13 protein-coding genes are annotated in these 14,590 nt (G+C 34.5%); 2 read left to right on the top strand and 11 right to left on the bottom strand.

What is annotated here, in order from left to right:
* Position 1 precedes the first annotated feature (1 nt).
* The 5 genes from BM239_RS12780 to BM239_RS12800 form a co-directional block, all read right to left on the bottom strand.
* Positions 2-1,480: an aldehyde dehydrogenase gene (locus BM239_RS12780; RefSeq protein ID WP_245758240.1), complete on the bottom strand. Its 1,479-nt coding sequence runs from the start codon at positions 1,478-1,480 to the stop codon at positions 2-4.
* Positions 1,481-1,595: 115 nt separating this feature from the next.
* Positions 1,596-2,036, bottom strand: a complete 441-nt coding sequence (locus BM239_RS12785; protein WP_092209253.1) for a RidA family protein — start codon at positions 2,034-2,036, stop codon at positions 1,596-1,598.
* Positions 2,037-2,148: 112 nt separating this feature from the next.
* Positions 2,149-3,564, bottom strand: coding sequence for an FAD-dependent oxidoreductase (locus tag BM239_RS12790; RefSeq protein WP_092209255.1), 1,416 nt, complete (start codon positions 3,562-3,564; stop codon positions 2,149-2,151).
* A gap of 81 nt (positions 3,565-3,645) precedes the next feature.
* The gene (gene kynU, locus BM239_RS12795; protein WP_092209474.1) at positions 3,646-4,914 is read right to left on the bottom strand and encodes a kynureninase; all 1,269 of its coding nucleotides are present in this window, start codon (positions 4,912-4,914) and stop codon (positions 3,646-3,648) included.
* Positions 4,915-5,087: 173 nt separating this feature from the next.
* Positions 5,088-5,762 carry a hypothetical protein gene (locus BM239_RS12800; RefSeq protein ID WP_092209257.1) on the bottom strand — a complete coding sequence of 225 codons (675 nt, stop codon included), beginning with the start codon at positions 5,760-5,762 and terminating at the stop codon, positions 5,088-5,090.
* 60 nt (positions 5,763-5,822) lie between these two features.
* On the opposite strand from BM239_RS12800, the gene BM239_RS12805 reads away from it, so the two are divergent.
* Positions 5,823-6,623, top strand: coding sequence for a class I SAM-dependent methyltransferase (locus BM239_RS12805; protein ID WP_092209259.1), 801 nt, complete (start codon positions 5,823-5,825; stop codon positions 6,621-6,623).
* A gap of 49 nt (positions 6,624-6,672) precedes the next feature.
* Here the strand turns inward: BM239_RS12805 and msrA are convergent, their stop codons facing one another.
* The 3 genes from msrA to BM239_RS12820 form a co-directional block, all read right to left on the bottom strand.
* Positions 6,673-7,329, bottom strand: a complete 657-nt coding sequence (msrA, locus tag BM239_RS12810; protein ID WP_092209261.1) for a peptide-methionine (S)-S-oxide reductase MsrA — start codon at positions 7,327-7,329, stop codon at positions 6,673-6,675.
* A 120-nt stretch (positions 7,330-7,449) separates the two neighbouring features.
* A complete protein-coding gene (locus tag BM239_RS12815) occupies positions 7,450-8,229 on the bottom strand; it encodes a zinc ribbon domain-containing protein (protein WP_092209263.1) in 780 nt (259 codons plus the stop codon).
* Positions 8,230-8,232: 3 nt separating this feature from the next.
* Complete coding sequence (locus tag BM239_RS12820) at positions 8,233-9,348, bottom strand: Nif3-like dinuclear metal center hexameric protein (RefSeq protein ID WP_092209265.1); 1,116 nt, start codon at positions 9,346-9,348, stop codon at positions 8,233-8,235.
* 47 nt (positions 9,349-9,395) lie between these two features.
* Between BM239_RS12820 and lpxK the strand changes: the two genes are divergently transcribed.
* Positions 9,396-10,406 carry a tetraacyldisaccharide 4'-kinase gene (gene lpxK, locus BM239_RS12825; protein WP_092209476.1) on the top strand — a complete coding sequence of 337 codons (1,011 nt, stop codon included), beginning with the start codon at positions 9,396-9,398 and terminating at the stop codon, positions 10,404-10,406.
* Here lpxK and BM239_RS12830 read toward each other — a convergent pair.
* From BM239_RS12830 to lipA, 3 genes are read right to left on the bottom strand one after another with little or no spacing between them, the layout of a single operon-like run.
* Positions 10,403-12,631 carry a tetratricopeptide repeat-containing hybrid sensor histidine kinase/response regulator gene (locus BM239_RS12830; protein ID WP_245758241.1) on the bottom strand — a complete coding sequence of 743 codons (2,229 nt, stop codon included), beginning with the start codon at positions 12,629-12,631 and terminating at the stop codon, positions 10,403-10,405. The two genes, lpxK and BM239_RS12830, sit on opposite strands and share 4 nt — an antisense overlap.
* A 48-nt stretch (positions 12,632-12,679) precedes the next feature.
* On the bottom strand, positions 12,680-13,678 hold the full coding sequence (gene gap / locus BM239_RS12835; RefSeq protein ID WP_092209267.1) for a type I glyceraldehyde-3-phosphate dehydrogenase: 999 nt from the start codon (positions 13,676-13,678) through the stop codon (positions 12,680-12,682).
* Positions 13,678-14,556 carry a lipoyl synthase gene (gene lipA / locus BM239_RS12840; protein ID WP_092209269.1) on the bottom strand — a complete coding sequence of 293 codons (879 nt, stop codon included), beginning with the start codon at positions 14,554-14,556 and terminating at the stop codon, positions 13,678-13,680. The genes gap and lipA overlap by 1 nt, the downstream gene beginning before the upstream one ends.
* Between the last annotated feature and the right edge of the window lie 34 nt (positions 14,557-14,590).

Raw genomic sequence — 14,590 nt, forward strand, 5'->3', positions numbered from 1 at the left:
TTTAATATTTTATACAAACATTTTTGGCTTCTGTAAAAAAGCGTAGGGCTTCATAACCACCTTCACGGCCAACACCAGATGCTTTTACGCCTCCAAAAGGGGTTCGTAAATCACGCATCATCCAGGTGTTAACCCAAACAATACCAGCCTGCAGTTCATTACTCAGGCGCATGGTGCGTTTTAAGTTATTGGTCCACAAGGTTGCAGATAAACCGTATTTGACTTTGTTTGCCATTTGTAAAACGGCATCTTCAGTTTCAAAAGGCATAATAGTTACGACAGGGCCGAAAATTTCTTCTTGATTTACACGGCATTCATCGTGTGGAACTTCGATAACAGTTGGTTCTAAATAATAACCGTTTTCGTAACCTGCAACTGTTACTTTGTTGCCGCCACACAGAATTTTACCATTTTCGTCTTTGGCAATTTGGATGTATTCCATTACTTTTTCAAGGTGTGGTTTGGAAACTAAAGCACCAATATTGGTTGTGGCTTCTGATGGATGTCCAACTTTTAAAGCTTGAATTTTAGTCACGAAATCACGTTTGAATTTTTCGTAAATAGCCGCTTCTACAAAAATTCTGCTGCCACATAAACAAATCTGACCTTGATTGGCGAATGAGGAGCGAACAGTTGTTTCAAGCATGTCATCATAATCACAATCTGCGAAAATAATGTTTGGATTTTTACCTCCTAATTCCAGCGATAATTTTTTAAACATAGGCGCAGCTACTTTAGCAATATGTGCTCCAGTGGTAGTGCCTCCTGTAAACGAAATGGCCTTAATATTTGGATGTTCAATAATAGCTTGACCTGTTGAACCACCCAAGCCATGAACAATGTTTAATACCCCTTTTGGTAAACCGGCTTCGTTGCAAATGTCTCCTAATAGATAAGCTGTCATGGGTGTTACTTCACTTGGTTTGGCAACCACACAGTTTCCAGCTGCTAAAGCTGGTGCAATTTTCCAAGTAAACAAATATAATGGCAAATTCCATGGCGAAATACAACCCACAACACCAATTGGTTGCCGTAAGGTGTAATTTATAGCATCTTGACCAACGCTTTCATGGCTTTCACTTGCGAATTGCGTAATGGCATTTCCAAAGAAACGAAAGTTGCTGGCTGCTCGTGGAATATCAACAGCTTTGGCTAAAGAAATAGGTTTGCCATTGTCTTTACTTTCGGCTTCTGCAAATTGTTGTAAATTGGCTTCTAGTAATTCTGAAATTCTAATGAGAATACGACTGCGTTCGTCTAATGTTGTTTGAGACCAACTAGGGAATGCTGATTTTGCAGCAATATAGGCATTCTCAACATCTTCTTTTGATGAGTTTGGTATGCGTCCGTAAACTTCACCATTTGCAGGGTTATAATTGTCTAACCACGCATTAGCGATGGGAGGTATGAATTTTCCGTTTATGTAGTTTTGAATTCCTGCGAAGGCAGGAATCTCTTTATTTCCTGATTTTGTTCCCACTTGATAAGGTGTTTATCTAAAGTTCTCGGTTTTGAGAAAAAAGAATTCTTGTAAATTACAATAAAAAAGAATGTTACAGCTTTTAAGGCTTTACTTTTTTCTACGAAATTCCTGTTTAGGCAGGAATTGGTTTGTATGCCGTTACCTTAATTTCCACTACCAAATCTGGATGCGGTAATTGGTGAACAGCAACAGTTGTTCTGGTTGGTCCTGTTTCTTTATCAAAAAATTCTGCATAGGCTTTATTATAGCCAGCAAAATCGTTCATGTTTACTAAAAACGTGGAAACATCTACAACATCTTTAACAGATGCTCCCACAGTTTGTAGGTTTCTATCAATATTTTTCAAAACTTCACGTGTTTGAACTTCGGCATTCAGATGTTTGGTTCCCATTTCATCAATAATTTCAACGCCTGCAATGCTGTTGTCTGCTCTTCGGGAACTGGTTCCTGAAACGAATATAAAATCGCCAACACGTTTTACATGTGGATAGGCTCCTCTTGGTGTAACACTAGTTCCTGCAGAAGCTGGAGTCTCGTTTTTTATGTTGCTCATAATTTTATAATGTTTTAAAGGATTCTTTTTTAATTTAATTTACAATTATAAGAAATGTTAATAACCTTATAATCATTTTGGGCTTATGGATTCCTGTTATTGAAGGAATTTGTTATTTCAATCCAGCAATTCTATCATCCTCAAGTATGGCTTCAGTTTCAGCTTTTACGTTTTCTAAAAGGGTTTTTAATGCTTGGTTTGATAAATTTTCTACCTCTGTAATTTTTCCGTCTGCTAACATATTTAATATGGCTTTATCTTGAGCACGACCTCGCGTCATGGCATCATGATAGCTAACATCTTCATTAAAAGTTACTAGAGAGTATTTTGATGAATAATCATTTGGGAATGTTTTTTCAAATGCCATTTCTAATGTGCGTTTTTCTCTAAAATTGGCGTGATTTACATGGCCTTTCATTTCATAAAAATTATCGATGGCTAAATCGGCAATGGCATCGGTATTTTTTTTGCGAGAGGATTCATATTTTTTAAATATGGTTTCCCAATCGCCTAAATTTTCATCTAAAACCTTATCGAATTCAACCACATCTTCAAAAGACGCATTCATACCTTGACCATAAAATGGAACAATAGCATGAGCCGCATCACCCATTAACAGCGTATTGCCTTTATAGTGCCAAGGTGAACATTTAACTGTACCTAATGGAGCTGTTGGATTTCTAAAGAAATCATCAATTAAATTAGGCATTAATTCTAATGCATCTTTAAAGTATTTTGAGAAAAACTCTAGTACACGCTCCTTTGTTGTTAAGTTGTTAAAATTATATTCACCTTCGTTATAACTTAAAAATAAAGTTACTGTAAAACTACCATCCAAATTTGGTAAAGCGATGAGCATAAAGGCTTCGCGACCCCAAATGTGGAGCGCGTTTTTATAGGTTTTATAGCTGCCATTTTCGCCGGGAAGGATACTTAATTCTTTGTAACCATGGGTTAAATAGTCTTGTGAAAAGCTAAACAAGAACTTATGCCCTAAATAGTAGCTTTTACGCATAGCGGAACCTGCACCATCTGTTGCAATAATCAAATCAGCATCTTCAATAAATTCGTTTTTAGTATTAAATTCTGTAAAGTGTGCTGTGGTATTTTCAAAATCTACCGATTCACATTTTCTATTAAAGTAAATGTTAACATTGTCATGTTTTTCAGCTTCATTTAATAATAAGGCATTTAGTTCACCTCGAGAAATAGAATTAATGTATTCATGGTCTCGGCCACTATACGGAGCCAAAGTTGTATTGCCATTTATATCATGTAGCATTCGGCCATTCATAGGAATGCAAAGAGGTTCTACCTTGTCTTGAATACCAACTAAATTCATGGCTTTTATACCACGATCAGAAAAAGCTAAATTTATGGAACGACCAGCACTGATATCAACTTTTCTTAAGTCAGGTCGCATTTCCATTACGGTAACCCTGTAGCCGCGTTGCCCAAGCCGCAATGCTAGAAGTGAGCCACAAAGTCCTGCGCCAATTATGAGTATGTTTTGTTGTTTGTTTTTCATATTAGTATATCACAATGGTGATGTTTACTGTTATTTTGGTTGTTTTGAAGACTTTTTAATATGACGCTTCAAATAACATTTTTATTTTAATATATTTTTTAATTTCTCTACCATATGATAAATATCTTGATAGGAGTTATATAACGGTACTGGCGCACAGCGAATAACGTCTGGTTCGCGCCAATCACTTATAACTCCTGCTTCAGTTAGTTTATCATGCAAAGCTCTATCGGCATTTTTTACTTGTATTGATAATTGACAACCACGTGCATCTGGATTGTTTGGAGTTATAATACGGATAGTGTCTTGGCCTAATTCTTTTAATAGGAATTCGAAATAAGCAGTTAAATCTTTCGATTTTTGATTGAGTTTTTTTATGCCTACTTCTTCAAAAATATCTAACGATGCTTTTATGGCAGCCATAGATAAAATTGGTGGATTACTTAATTGCCAACCTTCAGCTCCTGGTATAACATCAAACTCATCGCGCATTTTAAAGCGTGTTTCTTTATTATGACTCCACCAACCTGTAAAACGATTCAATGTTTTGTTATGTGCATGACGTTCATGAACAAAGCAACCACCTAAACTTCCTGGGCCTGAATTTAAATATTTATAGGTACACCAAACAGCAAAATCGGCACCAGAATCATGTAAATTAAGTTCTACATTTCCTGCACCATGAGCACAGTCGAAACCAACCATGCAGCCGTGTTTGTGTCCGAGTTTGGTAATGCGCTTCAAGTCGAAAAATTGTCCTGTGTAATAGTTGACACCGCCAATCATCACCAGAGCCACTTCGTCACCATGTTTATCCAGAATGGTTTCTAAATCTTCATAGCGTAGTAACTCTTCACCTTCACGTGCTTTCCAAAGTATTAAGCCTTCTTTATCATCATAGCCATGATGACGTAGTTGGGACTCTACAGCATATTTATCAGATGGGAATGCATCCGCTTCAATGATAATTTTGTAACGTGTAGTTGTGGGTTTATAAAAAGACACCATCATGAAATGTAAGTTAGCTGTTAGGGTATTCATAACAACTACTTCAATGGGTTTGGCACCAACAACTTTAGACATGCTTGTAGTTAAAAATTCATGATAAGGTAGCCATGGGTTTTTGGCATGTGTATGTCCTTCAACACCTAAATTAGCCCAATCTTCTAATTCTTGATTGATATAGTTTTTTGTTGATTTTGGTTGCAGTCCTAATGAATTGCCACAAAGATAAATAAGTTCGTTATTGTGTTTATCTTTTGGTATGTGAAACTGCTCTCGATAGCTAGATAGTGGGTCGTTTGCGTCTTGTTTTTTTGCAAAATCAAGACCGGTTTTGTAGTTGGACAAGGTGTTATGTTTTTCGGTTTCCCACAAAAATAAGAATTATAAATTTAGGAATGAAGGGAAAAAGAAAAAGGGCTTCAACCATTGGATGAAGCCCTTTTTGAATATATATAGACGCTTAAAGCGGGATATTTATTAGATATACGATTGTATTACTAGTTTTGGATGTTTTATAGTTAATTTATTGAAACATTATCAAAAAATAATTCCCAATTATCATCTGTTTTTTTATGGCTTAACGCGATTATAACACCATTATATCCAACGTTGTTCTCCCAAGTAGACATCATGGAAGGTTCTTTAGCGTTTCCTTTTCGGTAAACCCATTCCTCGATAAAGAAATCAGAATTATAATAAAAATCGTAAGCATCGCCAGGTGTATAGCCACCTTCATTAGGATACGTTAGCGTAATTTTATAAAGTGTTTTTTTACTAATTGGAGCAGTTTCTTCAACGGGCTCAGAAATTGTTGTTCCAGAATCCCAAATTAAATTAAATGGTGCCAATAACCAGAATTTATCGTTTATAAATGCTTTGTCGGCATTTATAAATGTACTATCCATTTCATTTCTGTTATACTGCAGCGTGTCGTTAGGTGTAATTAATGTAATGTTATTTGTTTTAGGAGACCATTTCCAAGAACGTTTAAAAAGCGAGCTATCTTTTCTCACATTAAAATCGAAACTAATAGTGTTTACCTCATTCCAATTTTCAATACCATAAGCTTGTGCTATTTTTTCAGAAGTTGTTAGTTCTTTTTCATTCATTTCCGTTATAGGGGTATTTTCCTTGTCGGATTTACAAGATTGTAAAATAAGTAACACACTTAAAATAAGTCTAAAATGTTTCATAGTTTAATTTTTTAAGAAGTTGTAAAGTTATAGTAAATTGGACAGATATTTAACTAGAATATGGAATTAGAAAAAAACTATTTTGAAACCAATAAGGCAACCTGGAACCAAAAAGTGCGTGTTCATGCAGAAAGTGACATGTATGATATGGAAGCTTTTAAAAAAGGGAAGTCGTCATTAATGTCTTATGAGTTAGAGGCTTTAGGTAATGTTTCTGGGAAATCTATGTTGCATTTACAATGTCATTTTGGGCAAGACACATTAAGTTGGAGTAGAATGGGAGCTTCGTGCGTCGGTGTCGATTTAAGTGATGAAGGCATAAAATTAGCCCAAACTTTGAATACCGAATTAGGTTTGGACGCTAAATTTGTTTGTTGTAATGTGTTAGATACTTCTAAACATATTACCGAGCAATTTGATATTGTTTTTACCAGTTATGGCGTTATTGGTTGGTTGCCAGATTTAAAGCCTTGGGGAAGGATGATTGCTGAACGACTGAAAAAAGGAGGGACATTTTTTATGGCGGAATTTCACCCGATAGTTTGGATGTTCGATTACATAAACGGGAAACCTAACATGAAATATGGCTATATGCAAGATGAAGTAATTTTTGAAGAATATGAAGGCACTTATGCCAATCAAGACTCTAAAATAATTAGTAAAGAATATGGCTGGAATCATGGTTTGAGTGAGGTAATTAATGCCTTAACTCAAGCAGGATTACATATTGAACATTTAAATGAATATCACGAAAGCCCTTATAATGTATTACCTAATTTGGTTGAAACCAAAAATGGTATGTTTAAAATAGCCGCTAATTTATATCCTTTAATTTTTACAATAAAGGCAACAAAACCATAAAAAGGAATCAGAACTTTTAATTGTAGAATCTAAATAGCCACTTAATATTTTAGTGATTGGCCTTTAAAACTTCTGGCATCTTTCTTTTGAAACGATTTAATCTTGGTATAGATACATTCTGGATGTACGGATTGTCGGGATGTAAGCGCTCATAATCTTGGTGGTAATCTTCAGCAATCCAAAATTTTTGAAACGGATAGACTTCAGCAGCAACAGGTTTACCAAGTTCTTTTTCTAAAGCGTTTTTCTTTTCCATAATAATATTTTTTTGCTCTTGGTTTTGATAAAAGATAATAGATCGATATTGAGAGCCTGTGTCTGGACCTTGACCATTTACTTGTGTTGGGTTTTGCGAAGCAAAATACACATCCACTAACGTTTCAAAACTAACAATTTCAGGATTGTAAATAACTTCTACCGCTTCCGCATGTCCTGTTCTACCAGTATTACTGGATTCGTATGTTGGATTTTTTGTATGACCTCCAGCATACCCTGAAGTAGATTCTTCAACTCCTTTTACACTCTCATAAACTGCTTCTACACACCAGAAGCAACCACTAGCAAAATAGGCTTTAGCCTTGCCGTTTTTCATGGCTACTTCTACAGGTTCTGCATTAATAACGTCTTGTTGTTTGGAGTTGACTTGAGCGTTGTTATTACAACTAAATAACAAGGCCGTAAATACCATTATGAGTAACTTATTCATAGTTTTCTTTTTAGTGTTAGACGTATAGAAGTCTATTACCTTATAAATGAAATGCTAAAGTTATATTAAAAAAAAAGCCTTCAATTTATTGAAGGCTTTCTATATAATTTTGAAAATAGCTTATAATTTAGAGAAAAGCTTTTCCATTTTTTCGCGTTCTTCTTCAGCTAAAGCGGCATCCACTAAAATACGCCCACTGTGTTCATCTGTTATGATCTTCTTGCGAGATGCGATTTCCATTTGAACCTGTGGTGGAATTGTAAAAAACGATCCTCCAGAAGCACCTCTTTCAATGGCTACAACGGCTAATCCGTTTTTAACATTGGTACGGATTCTGGTATAAGCAGAAACTAAACGCTCTTCAATAGATTTTTTAAATTCCTCCGATTTTTTAATAAGTGCTTGCTCTTCTTTTTCCGTTTCAGCCAAAATAGCATCTAACTCACTCTTTTTGTGTTTCAGGTGTGTTTGGCGTTCTTTTAAGCGTTCTTTAGTCTGGGCTATAACTTCTTTTTTCTGTTCAATCTGAACTTTGTGTTCATTGATGTTTTTTTCAGCTAATTGAATTTCTAATTCTTGAAATTCAATTTCTTTAGAAATAGAGTTATATTCTCTATTATTACGAACATTTTTTTGTTGCTCGTTGTACTTTTTGATGAGTGCTTTAGCCTCTTCTATCAAGTTCTTTTTAGAACTGATTTCATTTTTTATAACATCTAAGCTGTCTTCAAGCTTTTCATGTCTGGTGTTCATTCCAGCAACTTCATCTTCTAAATCGCGTACTTCTAAAGGAAGTTCTCCACGCACATTTCTAATTTCATCGATACGAGAATCTACAAGTTGTAAATCATACAGGGCTCTTAAACGCTCTTCTACCGTTGCTTCTTTCTTTTTTGCCATACTCTAATAATACTTAACTGGATTTGTATTGGTCTTTGATATAATAAGCCTACCTACCGGTAAGGCAGGTGCAAAATTAGTAATTTTTTTCGTAAGATATGCTACTAAAAGGTTTTTTGTGAACTGCTCACTTTCATAATGTCCAATATCAGCTAAAATTAGGCTGTTTTCGGCTTGAAAAAAATCATGATATTTTAAATCTGCTGTGATAAATATATCAGCACCAGCACGTTTGGCAGCCGAAATAGCAAAACTACCAGAGCCTCCTAAAACGGCAATTTTTTGAATAGGTTTGTTTAGGAATTGCGAATGCCTGATTGTTCCAGTTTGCATGGTCTCTTTTACATACTTGAGGAAATCAGTTTCCGTCATGGGCTTTTCTAGCGTGCCAATCATTCCCATACCAATATGCTGATTGGTATTGTCAATTTGTATTATTTCATAGGCAACTTCTTCATAAGAATGAGCCCTGAAAAGTGCTTGTAATATTTGAGATTCTAAATGCTTCGGAAATGTAACCGATATTTGTGTTTCTGGTTCGGAATGCATTTCCAATTTTTTGCCTTTTGTTGGGTTTGAAGTTTCGTTGCCTTTAAAAGTACCTGTACCATCTGTATTAAAACTACAATAATCATAATTACCAATGCTTCCTGCACCAGCAGTAAATAGCGCTTCCCGAACGGTAGCTGCTTCAGCTTGTGGCGCGTAAGTTGTTAGCTTTTTTATAGTTCCAGATTGGGGAATAAGCACTTTACGATTGGTAAGATTGAGTTTTTCACAAATCATATCATTCACGCCATGAAATGCATTATCTAAAGCCGTGTGAATTGCGAAAATGGCAATGTTGTTTTGGATTGCTTTAATAACAACACGCTCAACATAGTTTTTACCAGTGATTTTTTTTAAACCTTTAAAAACAATAGGATGAAAGCTTACAATTAGGTTGCAATTTGTTTCAATAGCTTCATCTATGACAGCTTCGGTTGTATCAAGGGTTACTAAAATACCCTTTACGTTTTCTTGGCTATTTCCAACTAATAAACCCACATTATCAAAATCTTCTGCGTAAGAAGATGGTGCTAAATTTTCTAAATAATTTATTATGTCTTGAACAATCATTTCTATTTATGTTTAACATCAAAGATAAAATAATTACTTTCGTTGTTATGAAGCTTCTGCGAAAAATATTGTTTCCTATTGTTCCTATTTACTATTTGGTAACATGGTTGCGAAATAGGTTTTACGATTTGGGACTTTTTAAAAGCCAATCTTATCCTGTTCCAATTATTTGTGTTGGTAACTTAAGCACTGGAGGTACGGGCAAGTCGCCTATGATTGAACTTTTAATTCATTTTTTGAAAGATTCATTTCGCGTTGCAACCTTAAGTCGTGGTTACAAAAGAGAGACAGAAGGATTTCGGCTGGCAACCGTGTCTGATTCTGCTAAAACGTTAGGAGACGAGCCGTTTCAGTTTTATAGTAAGTTTTATAAAAATGTACAGATAGCTGTAGATTCTAATAGACAACGTGGCATAGAAAATTTGTTACGTTTACCAAAAAAACCTAATGTTATTTTGTTAGATGATGCTTTTCAGCACCGTAAAGTAACAGCTGGTTTGAATATATTATTAACTACATACCAAGACTTATACGCTGATGATTTGGTTTTACCTACAGGTAATTTGCGGGAGCCAAAACAAGGAGCGAAACGTGCTCACATTATTGTGGTGACCAAGTGTCCTGATGATATTTCGGCTTTAGAAAAAAAACAGATTATTTCAAAATTGAAACCACAAAATAACCAAGAGGTGTTTTTTAGCGCTATTGAATATTCTGAAATTGTTTTTTCGGCAGAGGCCTCATATAACTTATCAAATTTAAAAACCTTTACTTTAATTACTGGTATTGCCAATGCAGGTCCATTGGTTTCGTATTTAAAAAATAGCGGATTGGAGTTTGAGCATCTTAACTTTCCAGATCATCATGTATTTACCGATGCTGAAATTTTAAAACTGGCTCAATTTGAAATTCTATTAACTACGGAAAAGGATTTTATGCGATTGAAAGTTTATGAAACACTACGTAAAAAGTTATTCTTTATACCTATAAAAGCAGTAATTCATGAACAAGAGAGGTTTCAGAATTTGGTTTTAAATTATATAAAGGGAGCTGTTTAAACAGATTTTGTTTCTTTGTTACTTATTAAAGCTTCAAAGAGTTTTTTCTCAAAATCTTCTTGTTTAAATGGTTTTGAGATGATATCTGTAAATCCAGCTTCATCAAATTCATGCATTTTATCTTCTATAGTTACCGCAGTTAAAGCAAAAATAGTTAGCTGCTCATTAAATGCGCGAATGCGTTTAGTAGCTTCTAGACCACTGATACCTGGCATATGGATATCCATTAAAATAACATCATAGTTTTCTGTGCGCGCTTTTTCAACAGCTTCTTCACCATTATCAACAATATCACATTTAAGCTTCATTTTGTTTAGGATTTTTTTGGTAATCATTTGGTTGATTTTATTATCCTCAACTACTAAAATCTTAATGTTTTCTAAATCAATATCTGCCACATTATTGAAATAATCTACTTTTTTAGGTTTTGCTACTGGTGCAGCATACTTCATTGGAACTTCAAAAATAAAATTAGAGCCTTTTCCAAGTTCACTTTTTAAATAAATAGTTCCTTTTAAAATTTCTATTAATCCCTTCACAATAGATAACCCTAAGCCTGTTCCGCCATATTTTCTATTAATTTGTATGGAACCTTGAGAGAAACTTTCAAAGAGTTTTTCTTGTTTCTGTTGACTTATACCAATCCCGTTATCTTCAACTTCAAAACGAATGGTATAATTATCGCCATCTTGATGTAGTTTTTTAGCACGTACCCAAATATCGCCATCTTTTGTAAACTTGATGGAGTTGCCAATTAAGTTAATCAAGATTTGTGATATTTTAAGCTGATCTGCATTATAGGTTTCTGGAATATCTGAATCGTATTCTAAGTGTAATTTGGTGTTATTATCGTTTGCCGAATTATTTAACGCTGCAATAACGTTTGTCATTTTCTTTTTAAGATTAAAATTCTCGGGTTCGATATCCACTTTATTAGCTTCAATTTTATTAATTTGAAGAATATCATTGATAAATGTTAGAAGATATTCACCTGAAAATTTTAAAGATTTTAGATGTTGAATTTGATTGGGTTTTGGGTCTTCATCCAACAGCATATTTGTTAAACCAGTAACTGCATATAACGGTGTTCGTAATTCATGAGTAACCGTAGAAAGGAAGTTAGCTTTTGTTTTTGAAGCCAATTCGGCTTTTTCCATGGCAACAATAAGCTCACTATTTTTAATGTGCAGCATGTTGTTGGTTTTAAGCCTAATATTGTTGTTTTTATATAATGAAAGTGTTAGTAAAGATAAAATAGTAATTAAAGCAATACTCAAAATAGTTGTAAGCTTACTTAAGTTATTTTCTTTAATTTTCTCCTCTAAATTTGCAGCTTGTTCCTTTTGAAATTCAGTTTGATTATTAAGTAAAATTTTAATACGTTTTTCTGGAGATAGGTTCGCACGTTTAACCTGCAACAAAGAATCGGATAACTTCATATACTTTTTCAAGTAATCTGAAGATGTTTGATAGTCGCCATTTAATTCATTTAAATCGCTTAAAATTAAATACCCATTAGTGAGTACTGTATTAAATTTGTACTCTTTAGCTAATTGAACGCCCTTTAATGTTAGCTCAAGTCCTGCTTGTTTTTTTCCTAAATAAGCTAAAGCTAGGCCATTGTGTATCATGGCGCTACTTTGTATTTTATCTAATTCGTAACGATTAGCTAATGCAATCGATTTTTCAAGCTGTTTATTGGCTTTATTATAATCCTTAATTTTAATAAGTGTTTTACCTTCGTTAAGAAGTACTTCAGCAACAAAATCGTCTAGACCTTCTTGGTCAAAAAGCGAGTTAGCAGATACGTAATAATCTAAAGCTTGCCTGTATTCTTGCTTGCTATTGTAAACGTTACCAATTATTTTGTAGGTCTCCGCCCTATTAACATCATCCTTTATAATTCGTTGGATTTCATTAGCTTTAAATAAACTAATTAAAGCCGCATCAGGCTCTTCAATAATGTACTGAAGTTTGCCTAGTTTGGCATAAATAATTCCAATGCTTTTTTTGGTGCCTATTTTTTCAGCAAGAACGAGCGCTTCTTCTAATTTTTTCTGCGCTTCAAAAAAGTCGCTAGACTCAATATCTTCTTGGGCTTGGTTTATCTTGTAATCAATGTTGATTTGAATGGTTTCTTCATCCTCACTAATTTCATCCTGTGCTGATAAATTCAAGCTTAACAGCATAAAAATAAAACCTATATATTTATATAATTGGGACATGATTCGTGTAACTGTTATCGACAAATATAATTATTTATTCGATAAAAGTTATGGTTTTACCGATAAAAAGCAAATTAAATCAACAATCCTTTGTGAATAGGCGGTTTCATTATCATACCAGCCAATAATTTTAACCATATTACCAATGACAGATGTCATTTGAGAATCAAAAACACATGAGTACGGATTTCCAACAATATCAATAGATACAATAGGGTCTTGTGTATAAGCTAAAACGTTTTTTAAATAACCTTCAGATGCTTCTTTAAAGGCTTTATTGATCATATCTATTGTTACGGTTTTTTCAACATTAAAGGTAATATCTGTTAAAGAGCCATTAGCAACAGGAACACGAATACCACAGCCACCTATAACATCTGAAAGTTCTGGAAAAATACGTGTTAAGGCTTTTGCAGCTCCTGTGGTTGTTGGGACGATAGATTGTCCAGCAGCACGAGCACGACGTAAATCACGATGAGGCTGGTCATGCAGACTTTGGTCTGTGGTGTAGGAGTGAACGGTTGTTATATAAGCTTGTTTAATTCCGCATAGTTTATGAATTACATCCATCATTGGAGCGGCATTGTTGGTCGTGCATGATGCATTTGATATAATGGTTTCTGAACCATCTATAATTGACTCATTGATGCCTAAAACAATAGTTTTTATGGATTCATCTTCAGAAGGAACACTTAATATAACACGTTTGGCACCATTAGTAATGTGGTGTTCTAATGCGTTTTTGGTTTTAAATTTACCAGTAGATTCAATAACATAGTCCACATTATGAGCTGCCCAGTTAATTTCCTTTGGGTGATTATGATGTGATAAGGTTATTTTTTTACCATTAATAATGATATGATTTTCATCATGAGCAATAGTCTCATGGAAAATACCATGAATACTATCGTATTTTAACAAATGACTCAAGGTCTTGGAATCGGCTAAATCATTAATGACAACCACCTCTAGTTTCGGATGGTTATGAAGTAACCGCAATACACGTCTGCCTATTCTACCGAATCCATTAATTCCAATTCGAATCATCAATTAATGTGTTTTTGAGCTTTATAAGAAGATCGTACTAATGCGCTACTTTCCACATGTCTGAATCCTAAATCGAGTCCTATTTGTTTGTATTCATCAAATTGGTCTGGCATAATAAAACGCTTAACAGGTAGGTGTTTTTTGCTAGGTTGTAAATATTGTCCTATGGTTACTACATCTACATCATTTGCTCTTAAGTCGTGAAGGGTTTCAATAACTTCTTCGCGTTCTTCCCCAAGTCCTAGCATGATACCAGATTTGGTTCTGCGTTGACCTTGAGATTTTAAGTATTTTAAAACACCTAAACTTCGGTCGTATTTAGCTTGAATTCTAACTTCGCGAGTTAGGCGTCTTACTGTTTCTATATTATGCGACACAACTTCGGGTGCAACCTCTATAATTCTATCAATGTGTTGTTCAACTCCTTGAAAATCTGGAATGAGTGTTTCTAACGTTGTTTCAGGATTCATACGTCTAACAGCTTTTACAGTTTCTGCCCACATAATGCTTCCCATATCTTTTAAATCATCCCGATCAACACTGGTTAAAACGGCATGTTTTATTTGCATGAGCTTAATGGAGCGCGCTACTTTTTCAGGTTCGTCCCAATCTACCGTTTCTGGTCTGCCAGTTTTTACACCACAAAAGCCGCAAGACCGTGTACAGATATTTCCTAAAATCATAAAAGTTGCAGTACCTTCTCCCCAACATTCTCCCATATTTGGACAACTTCCAGAGGTGCAGATGGTATTTAAACTGTACTTGTCAACTAAACTCCGTAATTCTGTATATTTCTTGCCTGTAGGTAATTTTACACGCAACCATTTAGGCTTGGCTTGTCTTTCAGGTAAAATATTTGAAACTGTTTCTGTTTTCATAGACTAAATTTTCCATTGCAAAGATACAAAGTAT

This window comes from Algorimicrobium echini, from assembly GCF_900115185.1.
Lineage (GTDB): Bacteria > Bacteroidota > Bacteroidia > Flavobacteriales > Flavobacteriaceae > Algorimicrobium > Algorimicrobium echini.

What these genes read in the sequence shown, in the direction of transcription:
- BM239_RS12800 (WP_092209257.1), bottom strand. Translation starts at nt 5,762, where the DNA reads ATGAAACATTTTAGACTTATTTTAAGTGTGTTACTTATTTTACAATCT.
- BM239_RS12790 (WP_092209255.1), bottom strand. Translation starts at nt 3,564, where the DNA reads ATGAAAAACAAACAACAAAACATACTCATAATTGGCGCAGGACTTTGT.
- BM239_RS12805 (WP_092209259.1), top strand. Translation starts at nt 5,823, where the DNA reads ATGGAATTAGAAAAAAACTATTTTGAAACCAATAAGGCAACCTGGAAC.
- BM239_RS12820 (WP_092209265.1), bottom strand. Translation starts at nt 9,348, where the DNA reads ATGATTGTTCAAGACATAATAAATTATTTAGAAAATTTAGCACCATCT.
- BM239_RS12830 (WP_245758241.1), bottom strand. Translation starts at nt 12,631, where the DNA reads ATGTCCCAATTATATAAATATATAGGTTTTATTTTTATGCTGTTAAGC.
- msrA (WP_092209261.1), bottom strand. Translation starts at nt 7,329, where the DNA reads ATGAATAAGTTACTCATAATGGTATTTACGGCCTTGTTATTTAGTTGT.
- BM239_RS12785 (WP_092209253.1), bottom strand. Translation starts at nt 2,036, where the DNA reads ATGAGCAACATAAAAAACGAGACTCCAGCTTCTGCAGGAACTAGTGTT.
- gap (WP_092209267.1), bottom strand. Translation starts at nt 13,678, where the DNA reads ATGATTCGAATTGGAATTAATGGATTCGGTAGAATAGGCAGACGTGTA.
- lpxK (WP_092209476.1), top strand. Translation starts at nt 9,396, where the DNA reads ATGAAGCTTCTGCGAAAAATATTGTTTCCTATTGTTCCTATTTACTAT.
- lipA (WP_092209269.1), bottom strand. Translation starts at nt 14,556, where the DNA reads ATGAAAACAGAAACAGTTTCAAATATTTTACCTGAAAGACAAGCCAAG.
- BM239_RS12815 (WP_092209263.1), bottom strand. Translation starts at nt 8,229, where the DNA reads ATGGCAAAAAAGAAAGAAGCAACGGTAGAAGAGCGTTTAAGAGCCCTG.